This is a genomic window from Planococcus sp. MB-3u-03 (assembly GCF_002833405.1).
Taxonomy (GTDB): Bacteria; Bacillota; Bacilli; order Bacillales_A; family Planococcaceae; genus Planococcus.
This window is the reverse complement of sequence record NZ_CP025135.1, coordinates 2,909,533-2,932,981: the sequence shown is the minus strand read 5'-3', so window position 1 is coordinate 2,932,981 and position 23,449 is coordinate 2,909,533. Positions and strand designations below refer to the sequence as shown.

General features: G+C 49.0%; 19 protein-coding genes. 11 read left to right on the top strand and 8 right to left on the bottom strand.

The annotated features are described in order from the left end of the window. Positions 1 to 87 precede the first annotated feature (87 nt). The 4 genes from CW734_RS15895 to CW734_RS15875 all read left to right on the top strand — a co-directional run bounded on the left by CW734_RS15895 (position 88) and on the right by CW734_RS15875 (position 4,907). The gene (locus tag CW734_RS15895; protein WP_442956975.1) at positions 88 to 1,440 is read left to right on the top strand and encodes a DHA2 family efflux MFS transporter permease subunit; all 1,353 of its coding nucleotides are present in this window, start codon (positions 88 to 90) and stop codon (positions 1,438 to 1,440) included. A 126-nt stretch (positions 1,441 to 1,566) separates the two neighbouring features. Next, positions 1,567 to 2,778: a NupC/NupG family nucleoside CNT transporter gene (locus tag CW734_RS15890; protein ID WP_101191733.1), complete on the top strand. Its 1,212-nt coding sequence runs from the start codon at positions 1,567 to 1,569 to the stop codon at positions 2,776 to 2,778. A 266-nt stretch (positions 2,779 to 3,044) separates the two neighbouring features. Then, a complete protein-coding gene (locus CW734_RS15880) occupies positions 3,045 to 4,343 on the top strand; it encodes an NCS2 family permease (protein ID WP_101191729.1) in 1,299 nt (432 codons plus the stop codon). A gap of 378 nt (positions 4,344 to 4,721) precedes the next feature. After that, the gene (locus CW734_RS15875; protein ID WP_101191727.1) at positions 4,722 to 4,907 is read left to right on the top strand and encodes a hypothetical protein; all 186 of its coding nucleotides are present in this window, start codon (positions 4,722 to 4,724) and stop codon (positions 4,905 to 4,907) included. Positions 4,908 to 4,956: 49 nt separating this feature from the next. Here the strand turns inward: CW734_RS15875 and CW734_RS15870 are convergent, their stop codons facing one another. Both CW734_RS15870 and CW734_RS15865 read right to left on the bottom strand, forming a co-directional pair. Then, positions 4,957 to 5,853, bottom strand: a complete 897-nt coding sequence (locus CW734_RS15870; RefSeq protein ID WP_101191725.1) for a MerR family transcriptional regulator — start codon at positions 5,851 to 5,853, stop codon at positions 4,957 to 4,959. A 266-nt stretch (positions 5,854 to 6,119) separates the two neighbouring features. After that, a complete protein-coding gene (locus CW734_RS15865; RefSeq protein WP_101191723.1) occupies positions 6,120 to 7,325 on the bottom strand; it encodes an MFS transporter in 1,206 nt (401 codons plus the stop codon). Positions 7,326 to 7,528: 203 nt separating this feature from the next. Between CW734_RS15865 and CW734_RS15860 the strand changes: the two genes are divergently transcribed. From CW734_RS15860 to CW734_RS15850, 3 genes are all read left to right on the top strand, one after another. Next, on the top strand, positions 7,529 to 9,034 hold the full coding sequence (locus tag CW734_RS15860) for a succinyl-CoA:acetate CoA-transferase ScpC (RefSeq protein WP_101192230.1): 1,506 nt from the start codon (positions 7,529 to 7,531) through the stop codon (positions 9,032 to 9,034). Between the two features lie 100 nt (positions 9,035 to 9,134). Then, on the top strand, positions 9,135 to 9,779 hold the full coding sequence (locus CW734_RS15855) for a LytTR family DNA-binding domain-containing protein (protein ID WP_101191721.1): 645 nt from the start codon (positions 9,135 to 9,137) through the stop codon (positions 9,777 to 9,779). A 248-nt stretch (positions 9,780 to 10,027) separates the two neighbouring features. After that, positions 10,028 to 11,542: a succinyl-CoA:acetate CoA-transferase ScpC gene (locus CW734_RS15850; protein WP_101191719.1), complete on the top strand. Its 1,515-nt coding sequence runs from the start codon at positions 10,028 to 10,030 to the stop codon at positions 11,540 to 11,542. A 597-nt stretch (positions 11,543 to 12,139) separates the two neighbouring features. Here the strand turns inward: CW734_RS15850 and CW734_RS15845 are convergent. Then, positions 12,140 to 12,607 (bottom strand): VOC family protein, encoded by a 468-nt coding sequence (locus tag CW734_RS15845; RefSeq protein WP_101191717.1) that lies wholly within the window; start codon positions 12,605 to 12,607, stop codon positions 12,140 to 12,142. A 165-nt stretch (positions 12,608 to 12,772) separates the two neighbouring features. Between CW734_RS15845 and rlmN the strand changes: the two genes are divergently transcribed. Beyond that, positions 12,773 to 13,846: a dual-specificity RNA methyltransferase RlmN gene (gene rlmN / locus CW734_RS15840; RefSeq protein ID WP_101191715.1), complete on the top strand. Its 1,074-nt coding sequence runs from the start codon at positions 12,773 to 12,775 to the stop codon at positions 13,844 to 13,846. A 95-nt stretch (positions 13,847 to 13,941) separates the two neighbouring features. On the opposite strand, the gene CW734_RS15835 is transcribed toward rlmN, so the two are convergent. The 3 genes from CW734_RS15835 to CW734_RS15825 all read right to left on the bottom strand — a co-directional run bounded on the left by CW734_RS15835 (position 13,942) and on the right by CW734_RS15825 (position 17,105). Continuing rightward, the gene (locus CW734_RS15835; RefSeq protein WP_058383772.1) at positions 13,942 to 14,754 is read right to left on the bottom strand and encodes a carbohydrate ABC transporter permease; all 813 of its coding nucleotides are present in this window, start codon (positions 14,752 to 14,754) and stop codon (positions 13,942 to 13,944) included. Positions 14,755 to 14,852: 98 nt separating this feature from the next. Next, a complete protein-coding gene (locus CW734_RS15830; protein ID WP_232787101.1) occupies positions 14,853 to 15,767 on the bottom strand; it encodes a carbohydrate ABC transporter permease in 915 nt (304 codons plus the stop codon). A 12-nt stretch (positions 15,768 to 15,779) separates the two neighbouring features. Then, complete coding sequence (locus tag CW734_RS15825; RefSeq protein ID WP_101191713.1) at positions 15,780 to 17,105, bottom strand: ABC transporter substrate-binding protein; 1,326 nt, start codon at positions 17,103 to 17,105, stop codon at positions 15,780 to 15,782. A gap of 230 nt (positions 17,106 to 17,335) precedes the next feature. Here CW734_RS15825 and CW734_RS15820 point away from each other — a divergent pair, with 230 nt between their 5' ends. Together CW734_RS15820 and CW734_RS15815 are read left to right on the top strand one after the other, a co-directional pair. Beyond that, positions 17,336 to 18,460, top strand: coding sequence for an ABC transporter ATP-binding protein (locus CW734_RS15820; RefSeq protein WP_101191711.1), 1,125 nt, complete (start codon positions 17,336 to 17,338; stop codon positions 18,458 to 18,460). A 539-nt stretch (positions 18,461 to 18,999) separates the two neighbouring features. Next, complete coding sequence (locus tag CW734_RS15815; protein ID WP_101191709.1) at positions 19,000 to 19,761, top strand: YkuS family protein; 762 nt, start codon at positions 19,000 to 19,002, stop codon at positions 19,759 to 19,761. Positions 19,762 to 19,810: 49 nt separating this feature from the next. Here CW734_RS15815 and CW734_RS15810 read toward each other — a convergent pair whose 3' ends face one another. Further along, entirely contained in the window at positions 19,811 to 21,088 is a 1,278-nt protein-coding gene (locus tag CW734_RS15810) for an MFS transporter (RefSeq protein WP_101191707.1), read from the bottom strand. A gap of 175 nt (positions 21,089 to 21,263) precedes the next feature. On the opposite strand from CW734_RS15810, the gene CW734_RS15805 reads away from it, so the two are divergent. Beyond that, on the top strand, positions 21,264 to 22,028 hold the full coding sequence (locus CW734_RS15805) for an exodeoxyribonuclease III (RefSeq protein WP_101191705.1): 765 nt from the start codon (positions 21,264 to 21,266) through the stop codon (positions 22,026 to 22,028). Between the two features lie 109 nt (positions 22,029 to 22,137). Here CW734_RS15805 and CW734_RS15800 read toward each other — a convergent pair whose 3' ends face one another. Continuing rightward, positions 22,138 to 23,286: a CDP-glycerol glycerophosphotransferase family protein gene (locus tag CW734_RS15800; RefSeq protein WP_232787100.1), complete on the bottom strand. Its 1,149-nt coding sequence runs from the start codon at positions 23,284 to 23,286 to the stop codon at positions 22,138 to 22,140. Positions 23,287 to 23,449: the final 163 nt, after the last annotated feature.

Here is a 23,449-nt window from a genome sequence, read left to right as displayed (position 1 = left end):
AAGGGCAATTTTTGAGAAAAGGGGGCGATGCGCTTGGGGACATTGGAATTAGAAGCGCGGCATAGGAAGCCGTTGCTCGCGGTATTGATGGCCGGCGTGTTTGTGGCGATACTCAACCAAACGCTGCTTGCCACCGCTTTGCCGCATATTATGGAAGATCTGGACATCACCGCCAACACGGCGCAATGGCTGACGACGGTATTCATGCTCGTCAACGGCGTCATGATCCCGATCACGGCTTTTTTAATCAATAAATACACGACACGCCATTTGTTTTTTGTCGCAATGGGCTTATTCGCCACCGGCACGATCATCTCTGCGCTCGCACCCGGCTTTGCGACTTTGATGGTCGGGCGCATCGTCCAGGCATCGGGTGCCGGCATCATGATGCCCCTCGCACAGACGGTGTTGTTCGTCATCTTCCCGATTGAAAAGCGCGGGCAGGCGATGGGCATGTTCGGCTTGATCATTTCCTTCGCGCCGGCGATCGGCCCGACCTTATCCGGTTATTTGGTCGGTCAATACCCGTGGCGATCTTTGTTCTATATCGTCATTCCGATTGCGCTCATTGATTTGGTGCTGGCGTATTTCTTCCTGCGCAATGTGACGGAACGGACTTTCCCGAAAATCGATATTTTGTCGATTATGTTGTCGACCTTAGGGTTCGGCGGCTTGCTGTACGGCTTCTCGAGTGCGGGGGCAGCCGGCTGGGGCAGCGTTTCAGTCATCGCATCGATCGGTATCGGGGCTGTCGCTTTATGGTTCTTCATCCGCCGGCAGGGCAGGCTCAAGCAGCCGATCCTGGAATTCCGCGTCTTTAAATACGGCTTATTTACGCTGACGACCATCCTCAGCATCATCGTCTTTGTCACGATGATCGGCAGTGCCACGATCTTGCCGATCTATATGCAGGACATGCACGGATTTACCGCTCTTGAATCAGGGCTCATGCTGCTGCCGGGTGCGATCATCATGGGGCTCATGAACCCGATTGCGGGCCGTATTTTCGACAAAGTTGGCGGCAAATGGCTGGCGGTTGCCGGGCTGTCGATCGTCACCGGTTCGACTTTCCAGTTCACGATGCTGACGGCCGAGACGGCATTTGTTTATTTGACTGTCATGCACGCCATCCGCATGTTCGGTGTCGCACTCGTCATGATGCCCGTCACGACAGCGGGGCTCAATCAATTGCCAGACCATCTCATTCCACATGGTACGGCGATGAGCAACACGATGCGGCAAGTGTCGGGCTCGATCGGCACGGCGCTGCTGGTGACGATCATGACCAGTGCGGCGCTCGACCCGGACCGCTACGGCGTAGAAGGGCTGATCCGAGGCGTCAATATTTCGTTCATGGTGACAGGTGCATTGAGTGCCATTGGTATCGTATTGGCGTTCTTTATGAAAAATCCAAACGCCCAGGAGCAAGGCGAAGGATAAGTGGAAGATGTCACAATATGTGCATTTACTTCTCCTTTTAGATTTGGTAAGATGTCTGACGACAGACAATGAATGATAAAAACTTGTTCAATTTTCTGATAAAACTACTTTTAATGAGGTGAAGTTGTGAATTTATTGTGGGGCATCTTCGGTATCATCGTCGTTCTTGGAATCGCTTTCTTGTTCTCTGATGGGAAAAAATCCATCAAGCCGCGGACGATTCTCGGCGGATTGGCCATACAGATTACGTTTGCGTTCATGGTGTTGGAATGGGAACTTGGCAGACAAGCTTTGCTCGGATTGTCGCAAGGCGTACAAAACATCATCAACTATGCTGGTGAAGGGATCGCGTTTGTCTTCGGTCCTGCAGCGGATACAGAAGGATTCGGTTTCGTCTTCGCTTTCCAAGTGTTGACGATCATCATTTTCTTCTCATCTTTAATTTCTGTACTTTATTATTTGGGTATCATGCAATTCATTATCCGCATACTCGGCGGGGCGCTAGCGAAGCTGCTTGGCACAAGTAAAGCGGAGTCGATTTCGGCATCGGCCAATATCTTCGTCGGCCAGACGGAAGCGCCGCTTGTCGTCCGCCCGTTCCTTCCGAACATGACCAAGTCCGAATTGTTCGCGGTCATGACTGGGGGCCTTGCATCGGTTGCGGGTTCTACACTCGCAGGCTATGCACTCCTCGGTGTCCCACTTGAATACTTGCTCGCTGCCAGCTTCATGGCGGCACCTGCCGGCTTGATCATGGCGAAAATCATGATCCCGGAACAGGAAGAAATCGAAGAAAAAGAGTTTGTCATGGAGAAAGACGATCGTTCAGTCAACGTCGTCGATGCAGCTGCACGCGGGGCTTCTGACGGCCTTCAGCTGGCCTTGAACGTCGGGGCGATGCTTCTTGCGTTTATCGCGCTGATCGCATTGGCAAACGGTGTCCTTGGCGGCATCGGTGGCTGGTTCGGTGCTGAAAACATCACCATCCAAGGCATTCTCGGCTATATCTTCGCACCGCTTGCGTTCGCGATCGGCGTGCCGTGGGCAGAAGCTGTACAAGCTGGTAGCTATATCGGGCAGAAGCTCGTATTGAACGAGTTTGTCGCGTATACGGCATTCGCTCCGGAAATTGCGAACTTGTCTCCGAAAACGGTCATCATCGTCAGTTTCGCGCTTTGCGGATTTGCTAACTTCAGCTCACTCGCCATCCTTCTCGGCGGCCTCGGTGCAATGGCGCCAAGCCGCCGCCCGGATATCGCTCGCCTTGGCATGCGTGCCATTGCAGCGGGTATGCTTGCGTCGCTCTTGAGTGCGGCAATCGCAGGGATGTTCGTTTAAGTAATAGCTCAATATTCGATCAAATTAAAACCGTCCGTTCCCCTTTTCATCTAATGTGATGAGCGGGGAACAGGCGGTTTTTTGTTTAATAAAAGGTTTAATCGTCCTCTTGAAATCGGAAGGCAGGTGACTGCATATCCGCGCGTTTCCTTTCAAGAGAAATGCCTTGACAGCGGCTTTTTTTAAGATTACACTTCTATCTTGGCTCACCTGATTTTTAGGCAGAGCGGGTAGGGAGAGGGCTAATTTCATAGAAGGTATGTCTTATGGCAAATTGGATGGACCGGTTTTTCGGTCTTAACGAAAACGGGACGACCATCAAGCGGGAAATGACAGCCGGCTTGATCGGATTTTTCACCGTTGTGTACATCATCGCCGTCAACTCACTGATTTTATCGGAGTCCGGCATGCCAATCGAGTACGCAATCATCGGCACCATTGCCGCTTCCGTCATCGGGGCGTTATTGATGGGCTTTTGGGGCAATGCGCCCATCTTGCTCATTCCGGGCATGGGGATCAATGCATTGTTCTCTTATACGCTCGTCCAGTCGATGGGGCTTAGCTGGCAGGAAGCGCTTGCGGTCGTTTTCGTCTCGGGTGTCATTTTCGTCTTTGTCGCATTTACGCGCTTTTCGAAAATGCTCAGCGAGGCGGTGCCGAATTCGCTGAAAGAAGCGATCACGGTTGGGCTCGGGCTATTTCTGATGCTGTTAGGTCTTGAGAAAGGCGGCCTTGTAGCGCCAGGCGACGGTGCGATTCTTTCGCTCGGTTCGCTTTCAGATCCGCTCGTGCTGTCGACCGTCGTGACGTTTTTGCTCGCGATCATTTTATTCATCCGCAATGTGCCGGGAAATTTTCTGATCACCATTGTACTGGGAACGGTCATTGCGTATTTCTTCGGCATGATCGATCTCAGCCAATTGAGCGAACCGGGCGTCAATACGGCAGAAGCGTTTGCGGTGTTCGGTGCAATGTCGTTCGGCAATTTTTTGTCGACGACGTTCTGGGTTGCGGTATTTTCCCTGACGATGGTCTTGGTGTTTGAAAACATTGGCCTCGTCCACGGACAGGTGAATTTCATCGGCCGTCCGGAAAAATATTCGCGTGCATTCCAGGCGACGTCGGTCTCGACGATGGCTTCAGGATTTCTCGGCACGAGCCCGACGGTAGCCAGTGTGGAAAGTGCGGCAGCGATGGCTGCTGGCGGACGCACCGGTTTGACTTCACTGACGGCAGGCTTTTTGTTTATGGGTGCAGCGTTCTTCATTCCACTGATCAAGATCATTCCCGACAGCGCGATTGCGCCGATTCTAATCATCATCGGCGGGTTGATGCTTCAGAATATCAAGAATCTCGACATGAAGGACATGAGCGAGACCTTCCCGGCATTGTTGATCATCGCGCTGATTCCGTTTACGTACAGTATTGCGGACGGCATTGCGATCGGGTTTATCCTGTATCCGGTGCTGAAAGTGGCGATCGGCAAATGGCGTGAAGTTTCCCCGGCTCTTTATGTGATTGCTTGTCTGTTTTTCGTCAATTACGTGTTTCACGTGGTTGGTTGAAAAGCGTATATTTTTTAAGTGCTTTGAACAAGTCATTAAAATTAGAAAGCAACTAATTTTACACGACAAATAGTCTATAATTTTTTTAAGTGTTTGGAGAAGCGTCCGCCCGACTCCGGTGGATCAGCGAGACGACCGAGACCCCGCAGGGAATGAATGAGCGAGGCGTCGCCGAGTTCATTCATTTGCGATGCTTGAGCGAAGCGAAAGTAGCGCAAACCGAGGAGGCTTGGGCGCGAGCCCACGGAAAGCGGGCGGTTTAAGCTTCGGAAAACACGATTCAAGAATCCCAGAGATATCAAAAAAGCGCATCCGGTTGATGGATGCGCTTTTTCTTTGCTTTGCCGTGTTATAATAAAAGAAAAGGAGCGGATTACGATGCGCTATTTTAAATCGAATATGGAGAAACTGGTCAACCAGGAGCCGGAACTGAAAAATCGGCTGAAGGTATTGATGAAGGAAATGGAGCTTGAGAAAAGCTTTGCGTTAAAGGCGCTTTACCATTCTGAAGTGGCGGACAGCGGACCGTTCATGAAACAATACCAGGAAATCGATAGTCAGTAAAAAAAAGCCATGCGCGAAGGATTCCTTCGCACATGGCTTTTCTGTGTGATTAAGAGGTACGGGCGGCTTTGAATCCGTCGAGCCACTGCTGCCAGGATTCGAGTGTGGTGCCGATGCAATAGCGGTTGATTTTTTCATCCTCGCAATCGATGCCCTGGCCTCCCAATAAAAAGTGGAGATTCGGCGTAGCTTCAGAAAGTTCTTTTATATATTGTTCTGCAACTGGGCGACTTTTTGGCGTCATTACTGACATACAGACCAATTGGAAGTCCTGTTTGGCTACCATTTCAGCAAGACCCTCAAGCGGCGTGTCCGGTCCCGTGTAGACGACATGGAAGCCGTTTTCGCGAAGGAACAGCGAGAACAATAACAAGCCGAGCTGGTGATGCTCGCCGCTTGGGCTGAGTGCCAGAACTTTCGGCAAATGTGGCGCCACCGGGAAGACGCGGAAAAATTGATTGAAACGCTGCTGAATGATGTTGGTGATCATATGTTCATGTGCGACGCTGATTTGGCCGTTTTCCCATTCCGCACCGATTCTTACCATAAGCGGCGCGATGATGTGAAAGAATACGGTCTGGTGGTGGAACAGCGAGAACTTCAAATCGAGCAGGTAATTAAAACGGTCAATGTCTATCTCTACAGCGGCCTGGTACAGTTCTTCAATTTGCTTAGCATACTCAACGGGTTCATTGGAGTCGGCAACTTCCGGATGATAGAACTTTTTCCTTGAAGCGTGCAATTGCTTCACAGCTTCACTGATTTTCATGCCATTTTCCTGGACTTGGATTTTCAGCCATTTCAAGTCTTCCAAGTTCTGGTCGGAATACAGGCGATGACCCGATTCTGTGCGCGCAGGTGTGATGGCATTATAGCGCGTCTCCCAGGAACGGATGGTCACTTTAGGCATGTCGAGTATTTTGGCAGCAGCTTTGATATTGTACATAGCATGACCTTCATTCCGTAGTTTTTTGTTATACAAAGATTATACAACCAACTATCTCCAGCGTAAAGTTATTGGCTTTTCTGATTAGCAGAAAAAGGCAACAAAAAACATATCTATAGACAAAACCCACCTTTCCATAGCGTGAGGTCTTAAAGAAAATCCTTTAAATGGAAAAAAGACAGTGCAGTTTATCGGCTGCACTGTCTTTTTTGAATATAAAAGTGATACAAAGTTATTTGGCGGTAACGCGTTGTTGAAGTTTCGGCTTATTGTTCTAAAGCGCGTACCTGTTTTGCGGCTCTTGAGCGCTGCCAGCCTGCTGTAATGGTGAGGGTAGCCAACAACAGCACGAGGCCGAGAATGAACGGGAAAATAATGTTGATGTCGAACAGGATGCCGGCCAGGAGCGGGCCCATGACATTGCCGATGCTCATATAGGCATTGTTCATGCCCATCGCAAAACCGACTTCGCCTTCTGCAAGTTTGGAAATCAATGTGTTTAAGACCGGGCGCAAAATTGATGTCGCCAGGAAGATGATTAGCGATACCCCGAAGAACATGACATAGCTGTTCGCGAATAGTGAGGCGAGAAAGCCGCCTGCTGCAACGCCGAGGAACGTGATCAATACGCCGATTTCACCGAAGCGCGAGACAATACGGTCAACAACGAACAATTGAACGATGACACTGACCGTACCGGTTGCGGTGATCATGAAGGCAATGTCTTTCGCGGTGGAATTGAATTGATTGTCGAGATAAAGCCCGAGAACGGATTCGTACGTGAGCAAGCCGAAGCTCATGACCAGTGTGATGACCAGCGGCAAAAAGTAAGGGACCGAAGTCGAGCGCCCGATCTTTTTGAACATTGATTCGGATTGCGTCATCGTTAAAGCGAGGTCCGGATCCGCCTTTTCGGCGTCGCTGTCTTTCAGGACAAAGACGGAAAACAGGACCGCTGCGAGCGACACGAGCGCTGACACGAGAAACGGCAGCTTCAGGCTATAATCGGCGAGAAAGCCGCCGATCCCCGGCCCGATGACGATGCCGAGTGACATTGCCGCAGACACAAGGCTTGTGCCTTTAGCACGCTGGTCGAAAGTCGTGATGTCGGCGATATACGCGAAAATGGCCGGCACAAGCATAGCGGCGCCGATTCCTCCGATGACGCGGGAGAAATACAGCACCCAGATAAAGTCGGATGCATAGAATATGAACATCGATAAGGTCAGCCCTGCAAGGCCCCAGATGATCATGATGCGGCGTCCGTATTGGTCCGCCCATTTACCGGCGATCGGCGAGAACAGGAACTGGGCAGCAGCGAAGATGGCGATCATCAAGCCGGCTGCCATGCCGCCTTGGTTGATGGAGACGAGATACGACGGCAAGATCGGGATGATGATGCCGAAACTGGCGATGGCGATGAACATATTGATCATCAAAATCAGGATTTTTTTGCGTTGGTCTTTGGACATTGGAGTGCCTTCTTTCTTATATATGTACACATGACAGTTATATTGACTTCCCCATATTATGGATACTTCCAAAGCTTGTCAATCACTTTGCAATCGGTATATGGATTTTCTTTTTTGGCGGCTGAAAATCGAAACGGGTTGAGCAGTGTGTCTTCAAGGGTATAAGGTAATATCCAAGACCGACAAGGGGGAAGGGAATGGCGATGGATCAACGACTCGAACGAATTAAACTAATGGCTTTGCATGAACGGATAGTTAGCGCTGAACAGGCAGCCTCCTGGATAAAGGATGGCATGGCGGTCGGGCTCAGCGGATTCACGCGCGCAGGCGACGCCAAAGCCGTGCCAAATGCCTTGGCGCAGCGCCAAGAGGAAGAACCGTTTCAAATTGATGTCTATACCGGCGCTTCACTCGGCTCCGGAATCGATGGGCGCTTCGCACAAGCGGGCATCGTGCGAAAACGCGCGCCGTATCAGTCCGATCCTTTGATGCGTTCTGCGATCAATTCGGGGGATGTGCAGTTTGTGGATCATCATTTATCCCAAACAGCTGAATGGATCCGAGGGGGAGTTGCGGGCCCGCTGGATTTTGCCATTATCGAAGCGCTTGGTATCACGCAGGACGGCTTATTGATCCCCACCACTTCCGTCGGCAATTCGGTGGTATTCGCCCACCACGCGAAACAGCTCATTATCGAGATCAATACAGCACAACCCTTGGAACTGGAAGGACTCCACGATTGCTACGAACCGCAAGCGGTCGGATCGAGACAACCGATTCCGCTCGTCTCGCCGCGGGACCGCATCGGCACGAAAGGCATCCCGATCGATCCGTCGAAAGTCAAAGGCATCGTCTGGACCGATCAATCGGATTCGCCCTCGCCGATCGAGCCGCCTGATGCGGAAACGGATATCATGGCAGGCCATTTGCTTGCGTTCCTGCGCGGCGAAGTACAGGCTGGCCGCTTGAGCAAAAACTTGCCACCGCTTCAATCGGGTGTCGGGTCCGTTGCGAATGCGGTGTTGCATGGTTTGATCGATTCGGAATTTGAAGGGCTGGAACTATATTCCGAAGTGCTGCAAGACGCGGTATTCGATTTGCTCGACTCCGGCAAGGCGTTATTCGCTTCTGCTTCGGCAATTACGTTATCGAAGCCTTATATGGAAAGAATTTATCAAAACTTCGGCAATTACCGGGATCGTTTGGTGCTGCGTCCGCAGGAAATCTCCAATCATCCAGAAATCATCCGGCGTCTGGGCCTCATTTCCATTAACACCGCCTTGGAATTCGATTTATACGGCAATGTCAATTCGACTCATATCGCCGGAACCAAAATGATGAATGGCATCGGCGGATCGGGCGATTTCGGGCGCAATGCGCAGCTCGCCATTTTCGTCACCAAATCCACCGCTAAAAATGGGCGAATTTCTTGTGTCGTGCCGTTTGCTTCCCATATCGACCACACGGAACATGATGTAGACGTATTGGTCACAGAGCACGGCTTTGCCGATATCCGCAATCTGGCACCGCGCGAACGAGCGGAGCGGATCGTCGCGAATTGCGTCGATCCGGAGTATCGTCCGCAACTGCAGGATTATTTCAATAGGGCGATTGCTCAAGGCGGGCATACGCCGCATGTTCTCGATGAAGCTTTATCTTGGCATGCGAGATACATGCGCGACGGAACGATGTTAAAGAAATCGCCATAATTTCCAAGAAACCGATGCGGCAGCCTTATAGCTAACTTTTCTGTTCATGCAAAGTCATGTATACTAATACCACTTGAATTTTACTGGAGGCCCATGCGCGATGGAAAAAATTACACCCGGCCCGCTATTGGATGTGATGGGGGAGCTATTCTCCGATGAAGTCTCGATAGCGGTCTCTAACATGGAAGAATATACCTATTACCGTCCGAGCAAACGCATTGATTTGAAAATCAAGGCAGGGGATAAAGTGCGTGAAGGCACCATCGCCCACAAAGCTTTGACGACCGGCCAAAAAGCCTCGGAATTCATCAACCGTGAAGTGTTCGGCGTGCCTTACCACGGCATGGCGGTGCCGTTTGAAGAAGACGGCGTGCTCGCGGGCTGTGTCATGGCGATTTATCCGGCCTACACAGAAGGGAAGTCGGTCGTGACGGTGAAAAGCCCGGATGGCTGGAAACCGATTCCGTTCACCGATGTACGCTACCTTGAAGTGAAGGACCGAAAAACCCATGTTCACGCTGCGGATTTTTCCGGAACGAATAAAAACTCCCTGCAGGAATTCGAATATTTGCTGCCGAGAGATTCGTTCATCCGTTGCCACCGGTCGTTTATCGTCAACGTCCACCATATAGAAGAAATTCATCCCGATACCCATTCCACATTCGTGCTGGCTATGGATAACGGAGACCGTTTGCCGGTCAGCCAATCGTATTCCAGCTATTTCCGTAAACTACTCGGCTTCTGAGAGCGCATGAAAATGCTGTCTCGGACAGCCGATTTTCTGTTTTACCCAAGGTATGCACTCTTCCATTCGGATATTCCCTTTTTCGTTTCGTCACAAGTTAATATTAGCTAATAATCAGACAAATAGATTGGGTGTTTTGCATCCTGTCTTTTTTAATGGAAGAAATATAATATCACTCGTCAATATGAAAACGCTTCAAAAAATGACATATATTAGATAAAAACATACAGAAAGAGAGCGTGGATACAATGGAAAAGAAACTTGAGCGGATCAAAGCGGCAGAATTGCAGGATCGAGTTGTTACAGCCCAGGAAGCGGCTGCGTGGATTCAAGATGGCATGACACTTGGGCTCAGCGGATTTACAAGAGCGGGAGATGTGAAAGCGGTTCCTTATGCGCTTGTTGAGCGCGCGAAAACGGAAAGCTTCAAAGTCAATGTCTTCACCGGGGCATCTCTCGGGTCCGACATCGACCGCCTGTTCGCAGAAGCGGGCATCGTCAACAAGCGCTTGCCGTTCCAAGCAGAGCCGGCGATGCGCAAAGCGATCAATGCAGGTGACATGTATTTCGTTGATCACCATTTATCGCATACAGCAGAATGGATCCGTTCAGGAGTCATCGAGCCGATCGATTTCGCGATCGTCGAAGCTTTGTCAATCACGGAAGACGGCATGATCATCCCGACAACTTCTGTCGGCAACTCATCCGTTTTTGTGAAACACGCGAAAAACATCATTGTGGAAATCAATGCAGCCCAGCCTGAACTGTTTGAAGGCATCCACGATATTTACGATACCGGCAAACAAGGCGAGCGCGACCCGATCCCGTTGACATCCGTGGATCAGCGCATCGGAACGAAAGGCATCCCGGTCGACATGGAGCGCGTGCGCGGCATTGTCTTTACGCATCAGGAAGATTCCCCGTCAAACATCGTAGCGCCGGATGAAGACACGAAAATCATGGCTGATCATTTGCTGAACTTTTTCCGCAGCGAAATTGAAGCTGGCCGCCTGACGGAAAAACTAGCTCCGCTTCAATCCGGAATCGGTTCCGTCGCAAACGCAGTGCTTCACGGCATGATTGATTCGGAATTCAAAAACCTGGAAGTCTATTCGGAAGTGCTCCAAGATGCAGTCTTCGATTTGATCGATGCCGGCAAAGTGGATTTCGCTTCGTGCTGTTCGATTACATTATCAGAGCCGAAGATGAAGCAGGTATTCAGTGAGTTCGACCAATACCGCGACAAGATCATTATGCGCCCGCAGGAAATCTCGAACCATCCGGAAGTCGTGCGTCGACTCGGCTTGATCTCGATCAACACGGCACTTGAGTTCGATATGTACGGAAACGTCAACTCGACACATGTCTCCGGTACGAAAATGATGAACGGCATCGGCGGTTCAGGCGATTTCGCCCGCAACGCGCGCCTTGCTATCTTCGTCACGAAATCAACCGCAAAAGACGGCAAGATTTCGAGTGTGGTGCCATTCGCATCACATGTCGACCATACCGAGCACGACGTCGATGTAGTTGTCACCGAACAAGGCTATGCCGACCTTCGCGGACTGGCGCCACGCCAGCGCGTGGAAGTCATTATCGAGAACTGCGTCCACCCGGACTACCGCCCGCAAATGCGCGAGTATTACGAAGAAGCGCTGACACGCGGAGGCCAGACGCCGCACGTCTTAGAGAAAGCTTTCTCATGGCACGAATCATTAGCCAAAAACGGCACGATGCTCGTGAAAAAAGAGCAATTGGTCTAAACAAATAAAACCGGACAGCCACATAGGCTGTCCGGTTTTCAGGCTGTCGAGAAACTCAGGAAACCGTATTTTCCGAAGCTTATCGCTCGCTTTCCGTGGGGCGGGAATCGAGTCTCCTCGTCACTGCGTTCCTGCGGGTCTCTCAAACCCGCTAGTCCCACAGGAGTCGAACGAACGCTTCTCCAAATACTCAGATAGCACATTGATTTTGAATGTAGAAATGGTGATTTCCTTTTCATTCATAGCAGATTATAGACTTCTTCAACACTCTGAAAACCGGACAGCCACATAGCCTCTCCGGTTTTAAATTGACTTTAGTATCTTCAAAATGATATTTCATAAGTTTCTTGAATGAATGTAACTTGAGAAACTGGTTGGGTTATTTCCGGTAATCTGTTTATTAAATGCTCCAGCGGTATTTGCTGATGGGAATGTAGCCGGCGACTCCAGCGGGAGCAGTGACGGAGCAACGCGACGGAGCGACATGAGCCGAAGACCCTGCAGGAGCGTTAGCGACGAAGCGGCTGAGGCCATGCCCGCGGAAAGCGTCCGGCGCAATGGACATCAGCTTTTTTTAACAAGTATTCTCTTTTCTGTTCAACGATTGCCGTACATTTCTGACGTGTTGCGTGAATACAATTCGATGATGTTGCCGAATGGGTCTTCGGTGTAGACGAGGTAATGCGGTTTGCCTTTATTGATGTTCCACATTTTGCTGCGCTGGCGCCCGCCATGCTGGACTACGCGTTCAATCGTTTCGACGATGTCATCGACCACGAGGGCAATATGGAAAAATCCTGCATGCCGCGGCGGCTCTTCAGAAAAAGAAGGGTCCTGGAATTCGAATAGCTCGATTCCGAAGCCGTCCGAGGACATGAGGTGGACATTGCGCATCTTGCGGATCTCTGGCCCCTGTAGATCATTGGTCATCGACTCCGGGCCTTCCGTTTCTGCATCAAATTCAAACGGTCCCGCCAAAATATGAAAATCGAATACTTTTCGGTACCATGTAATTGCCTTATCTAAGTCGGGGACCGCCAGCCCCACATGCGTAATTGCTGCCATGATGATTCTCCTCCTTTTTGCTGTATTGATTCTGTACCCTTCTCCGTAAGGGAATATGCAGAAATAAAGTAGGTACCGAAGGATTTAGTCGAAAATAGTTGTTGCCAGACTGGATTTTTAGTATTATAATAAGCAATTGTGAAATTCTGAAATGAGGGTCCTAATATGAAAAATTCCATCTATGGATTGACGATAGAACAATTAAAAGATTGGTTTGTAGAAAATGGCCAAAAGAAATACCGCGCGGAGCAAGTGTGGGATTGGCTTTATATTAAACGTGTCACTGAATTCTCGGAGATGAAGAACTTATCGAAGGATTGCATCGAGCTTTTGGAAAGCAATTTTGCGATCCGTACATTGGACCAGGCAGTCAAGCAAGAATCGTCTGATGGCACAATCAAATTCCTTTTCCGTTTGCAGGATGGCAACTTGATCGAAACGGTTCTCATGCGCTTTAAATACGGCAACTCAGTATGTGTGACGACACAAGTCGGCTGCAACATCGGCTGTAGTTTCTGTGCCAGTGGCCTATTGAAGAAGAGCCGCGACTTGAACGCTGGCGAAATCGTCGAGCAGATCATGCAAGTGCAGGCGCATTTCGATGCGGAGCAAAAAGAAGAGCGCGTCAGCCATATCGTGGTCATGGGTATCGGCGAACCGTTCGATAATTACACAAACTTGATGGATTTCCTCCACGTCGTGAACTCTCAAAAAGGGCTTGCGATCGGAGCACGCCACATCACGGTTTCAACAAGCGGAATCGTGCCGAAGATCTACGATTATGCGGATGAAGGCTTGCAAGTCAACTTGGCGATCTCCATCCATGCACCGACGAACGAATTGCGTTCACGCATCATGAAGATCAACAAAGCGTACCCAGTTGAAAAACTGATGGATTCTATCGATTACTATCTGGAAAAATCGAATCGCCGCATCACGTTCGAATACATCATGCTGCGCGACGTCAACGACCATGTCGAGGAAGCGAACAAGCTGGCGAAATTGCTTGAAAACAAGCGCCACTTGTCTTACGTCAACTTGATTCCTTACAACTCGGTCGATGAGCATGACCAATACCAGCAAAGTACGCCTGAAGCCATCAGTGCATTCTACGATGCATTGAAGAAAAAAGGCATCAATTGCGGTGTTCGCCACGAACAAGGCGCAGACATCGATGCTGCTTGCGGACAGCTACGCAGCAAGCAGATCAAAAAAGAGAAAAAACCGGCAACGGTCTAATAGCACAATGGCAGGAAGCTCCCGAATTTTTCGGGGGCTTTTTGTATTGGGCGCAACGATAAAAAAGCTTGCAACCAGTGGCTGCAAGCCTTTTATTATTTCCCGCCAGATTGTAAATTGATGCCTTGAATAAAATACTTCTGGAAGAAGAAGAAAATGATAATGACTGGCAGCAAGACGAGCAATGAGCCGGCCATCAGATAGTTCCATTGGGTATTGAGCTGTCCTTTAAAGACCTGCAAGCCGATTTGCAAGGTATACAGGTTCTCGTCGTTCAAATAGAGCAGCGGGCCAAGAAAGTCGTTCCAGGCACCATTGAATGAAAAGATAGCAACAGTGGCGATTGCCGGCTTGGTGAGTGGCAAGCCAATCTTGCGCCAAATATAAAAATGGCTGGCGCCTTCCATCTTCGCTGCTTCAATCAATTCATTCGGAATCGTCATATAGAATTGCCGCAACAGGAAGATGTTAAACGCGCTGCCGAAAAAAGCCGGCACGATCAAAGGATAATAGGTATTCACCCAGCCGAGCTTGGCGAACAAGACGTATTGCGGGATCAAGGTAACGAATCCCGGAATCATCATCGTCGCGAGTACAATCGCAAACAGCACATTGCGCCCACGGAACGGAATCTTGGCAAAACCATATGCGATGAACGAGTTCGACAAGACATTGCCAATGACGACCAAGGTGGTGATGACGAGCGTATTGATTGTGTACTGGGTAAACGGAGCCGCTTCCCAGGTCCGGATGTAATTGGACCAATTCCAGGATTCCGGAAAGAAAGTGGGCGGGAAGGACATGACTTCCGCCATCGTCTTCAGCGAAGTCGAGAACATCCACCATAAGGGCGATAAAATCATCAAGCTTCCCGCTGCAAGCAACACGAAATTAATGAGTTTCAGCATTTTTTTCCGGTTGCCATGATGCTCGAAATAGCTTGGGTTTTTGATATCTTTCGTGGTGCCTGCTTCTTCGATGTAGCGGGTATCTTCTTGACGGGAGGTCATCGATTATCGCCTCCCTCGTAATGGACCCAACGCGGAGCGAGCTTCAAGTTGATCATGGTCAGGATAAATACAATGATGAACAGAATCCAGGACATGGCCATTGCGTAGCCCATATTGAAGTTCTCAAAAGCCTGTCGCCACATATACAAGTTGTAGAACAATAAGGAATTTGCCGGGCCACCTTCGCCGTTGCTCGACATGACATAAGCTTCCTGGAAAATCTGGAAGCCTCCGATCAGGCTGGTCACCACATCGAAGAAAATGACCGGTGTGATCATTGGCAAGGTGATATGGAAAAACTGGCGGAATGTATTAGCGCCGTCGATTTCCGCCGCTTCATACAAAGTCTTGGAAACGCCTTGCATGCTCGCGAGATACAATAGCATCGCGCCGCCGACACTCCATAGCTTCATGAAAATCAAGGACGGTTTGGTCCATTCGGGATCGAATAGCCAGTTGGGTCCGTCGATGCCGACCCAGCCGAGTATTAAATTGATCATTCCTGTGCCCGGATCGAGGAGTTGCATCCACAATAGGTAAACGCCGACCCCCGACAGCACCGCAGGCAAATAGTACAGTGTGCGGAATACGCGGATGCCCGGAACATCCTGGTTCAGGAGTGCCGACAGGAAAATCGCGCCCATTGTTGTCAATGGGACCGAAAATAGCACATAGTACAAGGTGTTCCAAAGGGATGTCCAAAACAAACCGTCTTCGGTGAAGAGCCCTTGATAGTTTTCAGCTCCGACAAAGTCCATCTGGGTTGTAATGTTGTAATCGGTAAAACTTGCGAACAGTGAAAAGAGCAGGGGACCTGCCGTAAAAGCAAGAAACCCGATGATCCACGGCATGACGAAAATATAACCGTACATCGTTTCTTTCCGCCGCATAGCCGACTTTGTTTTAGCCAAGCGAAGCCCTCCTTACTCGCGTGTATTTTTTTCGATCAATGATTCGACGTCTGCCTGTGCTTCTTCAAGCGCTTGTTTTGGCGTTTTCGAACCAAGGAATACTTCATCGATTTTCGGATTGACGCTGCCCATGAAGTCAGGGGCAGATACCGGCACCGGTGTAAGGAGAGTATCGCTCATATATTCGGTTGCCATGCTGTAGACCATGGTGCCGTCTTCTGTAAATTCGTCGGACTGTGCTGCGTTTTCAGCGGCTTCGATATTGGCGACGCTGTCGAAGTTCTGGACCGCCCAATATTCCTGGGCTTCAGCACCCGTCAAGTATTTGATGAATTCATAAGAAGCTTCAGGGTTCGAAGCGCCGGCTGGAATCTCGGCGACAAATCCGCCGCCCCAGCTCGTAGGGCCGTTGCCTGGTTCCATTTCCGGCAATTTCGCGACACCGAAGTTCAAGTCATCTGCATAATCGCGAATCTGTGTGTAGAAAGTCGGTGCGCTGACGTACATGCCGAGGCTGCCGTTGAAGAACGGATTGCCTTGCTGGCTGTCAATTTGAGCTTTATAGGAATTGATGACATCGTCGCCGTATTTATCTTTCCAGCCTTTCAGCCATTCGAGCGTTTCAAGATTGGTTTCGGTGTCGATCAAGACGTCATTTTCTTCATTGATGAAGTTGTGGCCATTCGCATTCAGCATCCAAACATCGTAATTAATGCCCCATAATGGATAAAACCCGATGCGTTCGTAATCATCGCCGTTTTTCACGTCGAGCTTTGCTGCATATTCTTCAAGTTCCGCCCAAGTAGTTGGGGGCTGTTCAGGGTCTAGCCCAGCCTCTTCAAACGCATCTTTGTTGTAGAACAGCACGCGCGTATCGGTATTAAACGGTATGCCGTATGAATCGCCTTCATGAAGTGTGGCATCCCATAGTTCCGGATAGAACTGGCCCGAAATATCGTCTTCTGATAAGAACTCAGCCAGGTTCATCGCCTGGTTTTGTTCTCCTCGGAGAGCGGTCGTGTTGATGTCATTGATGACTACATCAGGCGGGTCGCCAGCTGCAATCGCTGCGAGTTCTTTCGTCCAAATGTCTCCCCAAGGAAGGTAAGTATGCTGAACTTCGATTTCATCCTGGGATTCGTTAAAGTCGGTAATGATTTTTTCAATGACGGGACGGCGGATTTCGGAACCCCAGAAAGTCCAGAAATCGAGAACGACTTTTCCATCTTCGTTTTCAGTCGAGCTATCGTTGCTGTTGCCAGTCTGAAAACCGGCGCAGCCCGTAAGAAATAGGGAAGATGCCAAAAAGGCTGCAGGTATTGTGTAGAGTTTTTTCATGATTTTCCTCTCCTTTTTTTTATATCTTTGGTAACCAAAAATTTCGTTTCCCGAAGCAAACGGTCGATAAGATTGTGAAGGAGCTTGCTATTCATGTCTCTAGTAGTACAGAATATTCCAGCTTCATTAGAAACGAGTATACAGTAGAGTATAGAAGTTGCCAAATATATATTTGTAATTTACTGCTTATTCTCTATAATAGAAGAAAAAGTATTAGAGGAGACTGGGACATGGCAGAAATTAAGATCGATCAATTAGGCAAAAGGTATGATAAAGGCGCATTGGCAGTCAGTGATTTCAATTTACATATAAAAGATGAAGAGTTCATCGTTTTTGTCGGTCCTTCGGGGTGTGGGAAATCGACAACATTGCGGATGATCGCAGGGCTGGAAGAAATCTCGGAAGGTGAATTCTTCATTGACGGAAAACGCATGAATGATGTCGAGCCAAAAGAACGCGACATCGCGATGGTGTTCCAAAACTATGCCTTGTATCCGCATATGACCGTCTATGAAAACATGGCATTCGGCTTGAAGCTGAGAAAGTTCAAAAAGTCGGAGATCAAACGCCGCGTAGATGAAGCCGCCGCGATCTTAGGATTGGAAGAATACCTAAACAGAAAACCGAAAGCGCTCTCAGGCGGACAGCGCCAGCGTGTGGCACTTGGACGCGCCATTGTCCGCGATGCAAAAGTCTTCTTGATGGATGAGCCCTTGTCGAACTTGGATGCAAAACTGCGCGTACAGATGCGCGCTGAAATCTCCAAATTGCATAACCGCCTGAAAACGACAACGATTTACGTCACCCATGACCAAACGGAAGCAATGACGATGGCTTCCCGCATTGTTGTCATGAAAGACGGATTAATCCAACAAGTAGGCACGCCGAAAGAAGTCTATGATTTCCCAGAAAACCGCTTTGTCGGAGGCTTTATTGGTTCACCAGCGATGAATTTCTTTGAAGGTAAACTCGTCGATGGCACTTTTGCCGTTGGAGACAAGAAAATGTCGATTCCTGCAAAACTTTTGGACGTGCTGAAAGCAGAAGGCTATGACAACAAGCCGATCACGCTTGGCATCCGCCCGGAACATATCCATGTCGATAACGAAGACCTGTCTGGAATCCCAGCAAGTGAATTCGATGCAACGATCACCGTATCTGAACTGACAGGCGCGGAGACGATTCTTCACGCAGTATACGAGGACCAGGAATTCATCGCCCGTGTCGACGCCGCGACTACGATCGAAGCAGGGCATCAAGCAACGCTCGCCTTCGACATGGCACATGTCCATTTCTTCGATGCCGAAACAGGAACACGTATCAAAGCCGTAGAACGCGCAGAAGTAACCGTATAAAATCCATTGGCCCCGACCGGCTCAAACGCTGGTCCGGGGTTTTTTATATGCGGTGGATGAATAGCCCGAAAGCTAGAGAATGAATAACAATTCAAAGCTTGATCCGATTTCAAACAATTCTACTCAAAAGATTCCACTATCATTTTCGGTGCAGGAAGCGATTCCTCAACCGGCAGATGAATAATGGAGAAGCAGACCCATATAGACACATCTGTTTCAATGAAATCTCAAAGCCGACCAGCGCCAAGGGTGAGCCGACGCTGTAAGACAGGTGCTTTTTCTGGCTTGCGGCTAAAGGCCATCCCAAAGCAGGGAGGCGGATACCAACCTGATGCTCCAAGTGAATATAAAGTACGTCACTAACTGTCTTGAAGCGAGAAACGATTCCGCATCAGACTGATGAATATGTGTATTCACAAAGTTATTCGAAGCGTGAAAATTTGAAAAAAATGGAGGAGTTCGCAAAGGATAAGTTTAGAGCGGTGGATTAGGGGAAAACAACTTAACATAGAGTTTTCAAAAAAAGGAGTGGACACAGAATGGTAAAAATTGCAGTTGAACATCCATTTACATCCGTACGCGATGCATTAGTACAAAAAGGGTATCGTGCAGAAATTCTTGAAAAGAAAACAGATGCACCCGATTACGACGTAGTGGTCGTCCGTGACCAAGAAGATTTAACGGATTTCCACATGAGCGTTTCATTAGTTGAAGCAAGAGGGCGCACCTTGTTTGAAATCGTAGAAGAAGTCGAAGAGCGCCTCGTGCGCCAAGGCAAAATCCAGGCGCCTGCACCAATGGCACCGGAATACGGTTCTGAATCAGGCGGAGGCGGCGGTGGAAGCTTCGTTGCCGGTGCTGTAACAGGCGCTTTGATCGGCGCTGCAGCAGGCCTATTGCTTGCACCTAAAAGCGGCAAGGAATTGCAGGAGCAAGTGAAAGCGAAAACTTCGGATTCCAGTGAAAAAGTGAACACTTCCATCGAGCAAGCGAAAGTGAAAGCTGACGAACTGAAAGCGAAGCGCGAAGAGAAAAAAGAAGAAAAAGAATTGAAGAAGCAAGAAAAGGAAATTGAGAAAGAAGCGAAACAGCAAGAAAAAGCTGAAGAAAAAGAAGAGAAAAAAGAAGAAAAAGCCCAAAAAGAGCATGAGAAGGCTGAAAAGAAAGTCGAAAAAGAAATCAAGAAAGCTGAGAAAGATGCTGGCGGCGTAGATGTCGTGGAATTCGGCGAATCATCACTCGGCAAAAACTCAGATGGCGAGATTAAAGTTGAGCCAACTGATGCGAAAAAGAATAATTAATCATGAAAAAAGGCCTCCCGCAGCTGCGGGAGGCCTTTTATGTGTTGAGTTATTCAGCGGCGACTTCATCGACCGGCTCATGAGGCACCGGTTCTGGAACGAAGATGAGGACGACCAGACCGATGATGAAGAGTACGACCAAACTCAAAACCCCTAAACTGGAGTTGCCGGTAATCTGGGAAGTGACGCCGACAAGCAAAGGCCCCGTAATCGCGGCAAATTTGCCGAAAATATTGTAAAACCCGAAAAACTCATTGGCATTTTGCTTTGGCACGAGCTTGCCGAAATAAGAGCGGCTCAAGGCTTGGATGCCGCCTTGGCTGGTGGCGACAAGCATCGCAAGAATCCAGAAGTCCATAATGGTTTCGATGAAAACCGCATAGACACAAACGATAATATAGACGAAAATGCCGACATACAGCATTTTCTTTCCGGTAAAGCGATCGGCGAGCTTGCCGTAGAGAATCGCAAAAGGCGCGGCCACTACTTGTGTGGCGAACAAAACGATCAATAAGCTGGTGGCGCTCAATCCGAGATCAGTTCCGTATGCGGTGGACAGTGAGATAATCGTGCCGACGCCATCGATATAGAAGAAATACGCAATGAGGAATAGGAACAAGGCGCGGTACTGGCGTATTTCCCGGATCGTTTTATTGAGCCGGCGGAAGCTTTGGACGACCGGATTTGCTTCGCGTTTGATGAAATGCTGTTGTTTTACATGGCGGAACAGCGGAATCGAGAACAAGATCCACCAAGCGGCTGTAATCAAGAAAGCAAGCCGGCTGGCATTTGTGACAGATAGCGGCAAGATTTCATTTTGCGCAAGCAGGATGATCAGGATGGCCAGCGCAAATGGAATTGTCGAGCCGATATAGCCAAGTCCGTAGCCGAATGCCGAAACTTGGTTCATGCGTTTGCTGGTGGTGACATCGACGATAAAAGCATCATAGAATAGATTCGCACCAGTCGCTCCAAGCGCAGCGAACACGTAGCAGATCAAGAGCCAGAGCCACTGGCCTTCCGGGACGAAAGCGAGCATCGCCGTCGAAACTGTGCCAAGCACGAAAAACACGGTGAAAAATTTCTTTTTCATTCCTTCATAATCGGCAATCGTTCCGAGCAGTGGGCCGAGCATCGCCAAGATAAACGTGAAAATAGCGATCGTATAACTTAAATAAGCTGTTGAATCCGCAAGTTCCACACCGGCCTCTGTTGCAGCTGCTTTATAGAACAGCGGAAACACTGCGGTCGTGATGATAATGGAATAAGCGGAGCTGCCCCAATCGTACAACGCCCAGCTTTTTTCCGGTTTCGTGAACTTCGCCATAGCCGAAGGCCCCCTTTTTTGTTAAGTCTATTGTACAAGACAGACTCTAAAAAAAGACAGTTTTGACTGAATATTTGCTGAAATTTTACAATCAAAGTCACAAGAAATCGAGACCTCTGTATTTGAGGCGAAGCCCTTATTCCGCTACACTGATGAAAGAAAGTGAGTGAATGGGATGAAATTGGTATCATGGAATGTAAATGGCCTGCGGGCCGTGATGAAAAAAGGGTTTATGGATTTCTTTGAGACAGTGGATGCCGATATTTTGTGTGTTCAGGAGATCAAATTGCAGGAAGGCCAGATTGATTTGGAGCTTCCGGGTTATCATACATATTGGAATTATGCACAGAAGAAAGGCTATTCAGGGACCGCCGTCTTCACCAAACAGCGCCCATTGAATGTCCATTACGGTGTCGGTCTTGAGGAACACGATACAGAAGGCAGGCTGATCACATTGGAGTTCCCTGAATTTTATTTGGTCAATAGCTATACGCCGAATTCCCAGCACGGGCTGTTGCGCCTTGCGTACCGTCTATTGTGGGAAGACAAGTTGCTTTCTTATATCCAGCAATTGGACCTCGAAAAACCGGTCATTTTATGCGGGGACTTGAACGTGGCGCATCAGGAAATCGATTTGAAAAACCCGAAAGCCAATAAGAAGAACTCGGGCTTCACGCCAGAAGAGCGCGGGAAGATCAGTGATTTTCTCGACAGCGGTTTCGTGGATACATTCCGCCATTTTCATCCTGATGAAGGCGGCCATTATTCATGGTGGTCTTATCGTTCGAATTGCCGGGAGAAGAATGTCGGCTGGCGCATCGATTACTTCATCGCTTCCAACCGTCTCGTCGGGCGAATGAAGAGTGCGGCGATCCATACGGAAGTGTATGGATCGGACCACTGCCCGGTGGAATTGCAATTAAGCGATTCAATGACTTAATGGCTTATTCATGATTATTCATTTTTATAACGAAAGAAAACCGGCAAGCCTGGATTCACTCCAAGCTTGCCGGTTTTCTTGTCTCATTATAAAGTTTCACGTGAAACATTTATACGTTCATGACGCGTTGTGCCAGGCGTTTGCAATTGTCCTGGTCGAAATAATCGATATACTCCTCGGCTTTCCCGTACCACTCGTTATGGGTGATATTGTTTTCGAGCATATAGGAAAGCGTGCGATAGACGTCTTCTACAGTCTGGGATTTATAACCGTAAAGGTCTTTGTCGAGGTCGAGGTAGGAACCGCGTTTTTCCGTGTATTCCTGCTGGTCGAACATGAAGAAAATGATCGGCTTATTCAAATACAGGAAGTCCCAGGAAACACTGGTGATATCCGTCAGAAGCATATCGTTTTCTTCAATCGAGCGTTCGATGGAAGTGTGGTTGAAATCCAGGAATTCGATGCCGTAATCCTGGTCGGCAAGCGGGAAGAAATGTTCTTCAAAGCGCTTCATGAATGGGTGGAGTGCGATTTGAAGGTGGATGCCGTTGGATTTCAGGAGTTCGCGTATCCCTTCGTGCTCCAATAAGCCGATCGTGCTGCGGAAGTAATTGCTGTCGAGAAATTCTTCTCTCGACAGGTCAAACAGCCATTCCCGCCAAGTCATCATCATCAAAATGCGCTTCATCTCTTTTGGCGGCTGGTCCGGCAAATAGCGGTCAAAGCGGGGGAATCCGGTGATGATGAGTTTTTCTTCAGGGATTTTCCATTTGTCGCGTTTCAGCTCGTATTCGTAGCGCGATGCGCAATTGAAATAATCCGTCCGCTTGAGCAGCGGGACGTCTTCTTTTTGGATGAGGATTTTCTTGAAGCCCTCGATGCCGTGGCTGACGTGCGTGATGACCGTCCGCCGGTTCAAGTTCAGGAATTTGTCGGCTGATGGCACGATATCGTAAAGCAAGGAGTGCCCGTGGAATGTGTAATCGGCGCGGAAGAACAGCAAATAATTGCGGAAGCTGCCAAGCGGCACGGCATTTGGAATCCGCCCATTCTTCGCATAGTCGGTCGATGGATCATACATCCAATAGGCCGTGACTTGGTCTGCGTGGTTATTCACCAGGTATTTATGGAAAACGGAAGCATTGTCTTCGTATTTTTCTCCGAGGTTCCCTCCCACCAGGGCGATTTTAGGGCCTTGTGCATTTCGGTAAAACCGGGAGAGAAGATAGGCCGCTGATACTTTCAAAAAAACTTTCAAAGGGTCCCATCTCCCTTTCTCTTTCAAGGTAACACTCATTTCCAGCCCTGCTTTCTGTAAGTCGATTCCATTCTAGTTTTCCATATCCGACGGGATTTGTCTATTCCAAGGGAGGCGGGTTTGATTTTAGGGTGGCAAAAGAGCCTTCTATATAGAAACGGCC

Bases quoted from the DNA above. Each gene is read 5' to 3' on its own strand.
- CW734_RS15845 (WP_101191717.1), bottom strand. From the start codon at position 12,607: ATGGCAGCAATTACGCATGTGGGGCTGGCGGTCCCCGACTTAGATAAG.
- CW734_RS15860 (WP_101192230.1), top strand. From the start codon at position 7,529: ATGGATCAACGACTCGAACGAATTAAACTAATGGCTTTGCATGAACGG.
- CW734_RS15865 (WP_101191723.1), bottom strand. From the start codon at position 7,325: ATGTCCAAAGACCAACGCAAAAAAATCCTGATTTTGATGATCAATATG.
- CW734_RS15805 (WP_101191705.1), top strand. From the start codon at position 21,264: ATGAAATTGGTATCATGGAATGTAAATGGCCTGCGGGCCGTGATGAAA.
- CW734_RS15825 (WP_101191713.1), bottom strand. From the start codon at position 17,105: ATGAAAAAACTCTACACAATACCTGCAGCCTTTTTGGCATCTTCCCTA.
- CW734_RS15855 (WP_101191721.1), top strand. From the start codon at position 9,135: ATGGAAAAAATTACACCCGGCCCGCTATTGGATGTGATGGGGGAGCTA.
- CW734_RS15880 (WP_101191729.1), top strand. From the start codon at position 3,045: ATGGCAAATTGGATGGACCGGTTTTTCGGTCTTAACGAAAACGGGACG.
- rlmN (WP_101191715.1), top strand. From the start codon at position 12,773: ATGAAAAATTCCATCTATGGATTGACGATAGAACAATTAAAAGATTGG.
- CW734_RS15820 (WP_101191711.1), top strand. From the start codon at position 17,336: ATGGCAGAAATTAAGATCGATCAATTAGGCAAAAGGTATGATAAAGGC.
- CW734_RS15810 (WP_101191707.1), bottom strand. From the start codon at position 21,088: ATGGCGAAGTTCACGAAACCGGAAAAAAGCTGGGCGTTGTACGATTGG.
- CW734_RS15815 (WP_101191709.1), top strand. From the start codon at position 19,000: ATGGTAAAAATTGCAGTTGAACATCCATTTACATCCGTACGCGATGCA.
- CW734_RS15870 (WP_101191725.1), bottom strand. From the start codon at position 5,853: ATGTACAATATCAAAGCTGCTGCCAAAATACTCGACATGCCTAAAGTG.
- CW734_RS15835 (WP_058383772.1), bottom strand. From the start codon at position 14,754: ATGCTGAAACTCATTAATTTCGTGTTGCTTGCAGCGGGAAGCTTGATG.
- CW734_RS15875 (WP_101191727.1), top strand. From the start codon at position 4,722: ATGCGCTATTTTAAATCGAATATGGAGAAACTGGTCAACCAGGAGCCG.
- CW734_RS15895 (WP_442956975.1), top strand. From the start codon at position 88: ATGGCCGGCGTGTTTGTGGCGATACTCAACCAAACGCTGCTTGCCACC.
- CW734_RS15850 (WP_101191719.1), top strand. From the start codon at position 10,028: ATGGAAAAGAAACTTGAGCGGATCAAAGCGGCAGAATTGCAGGATCGA.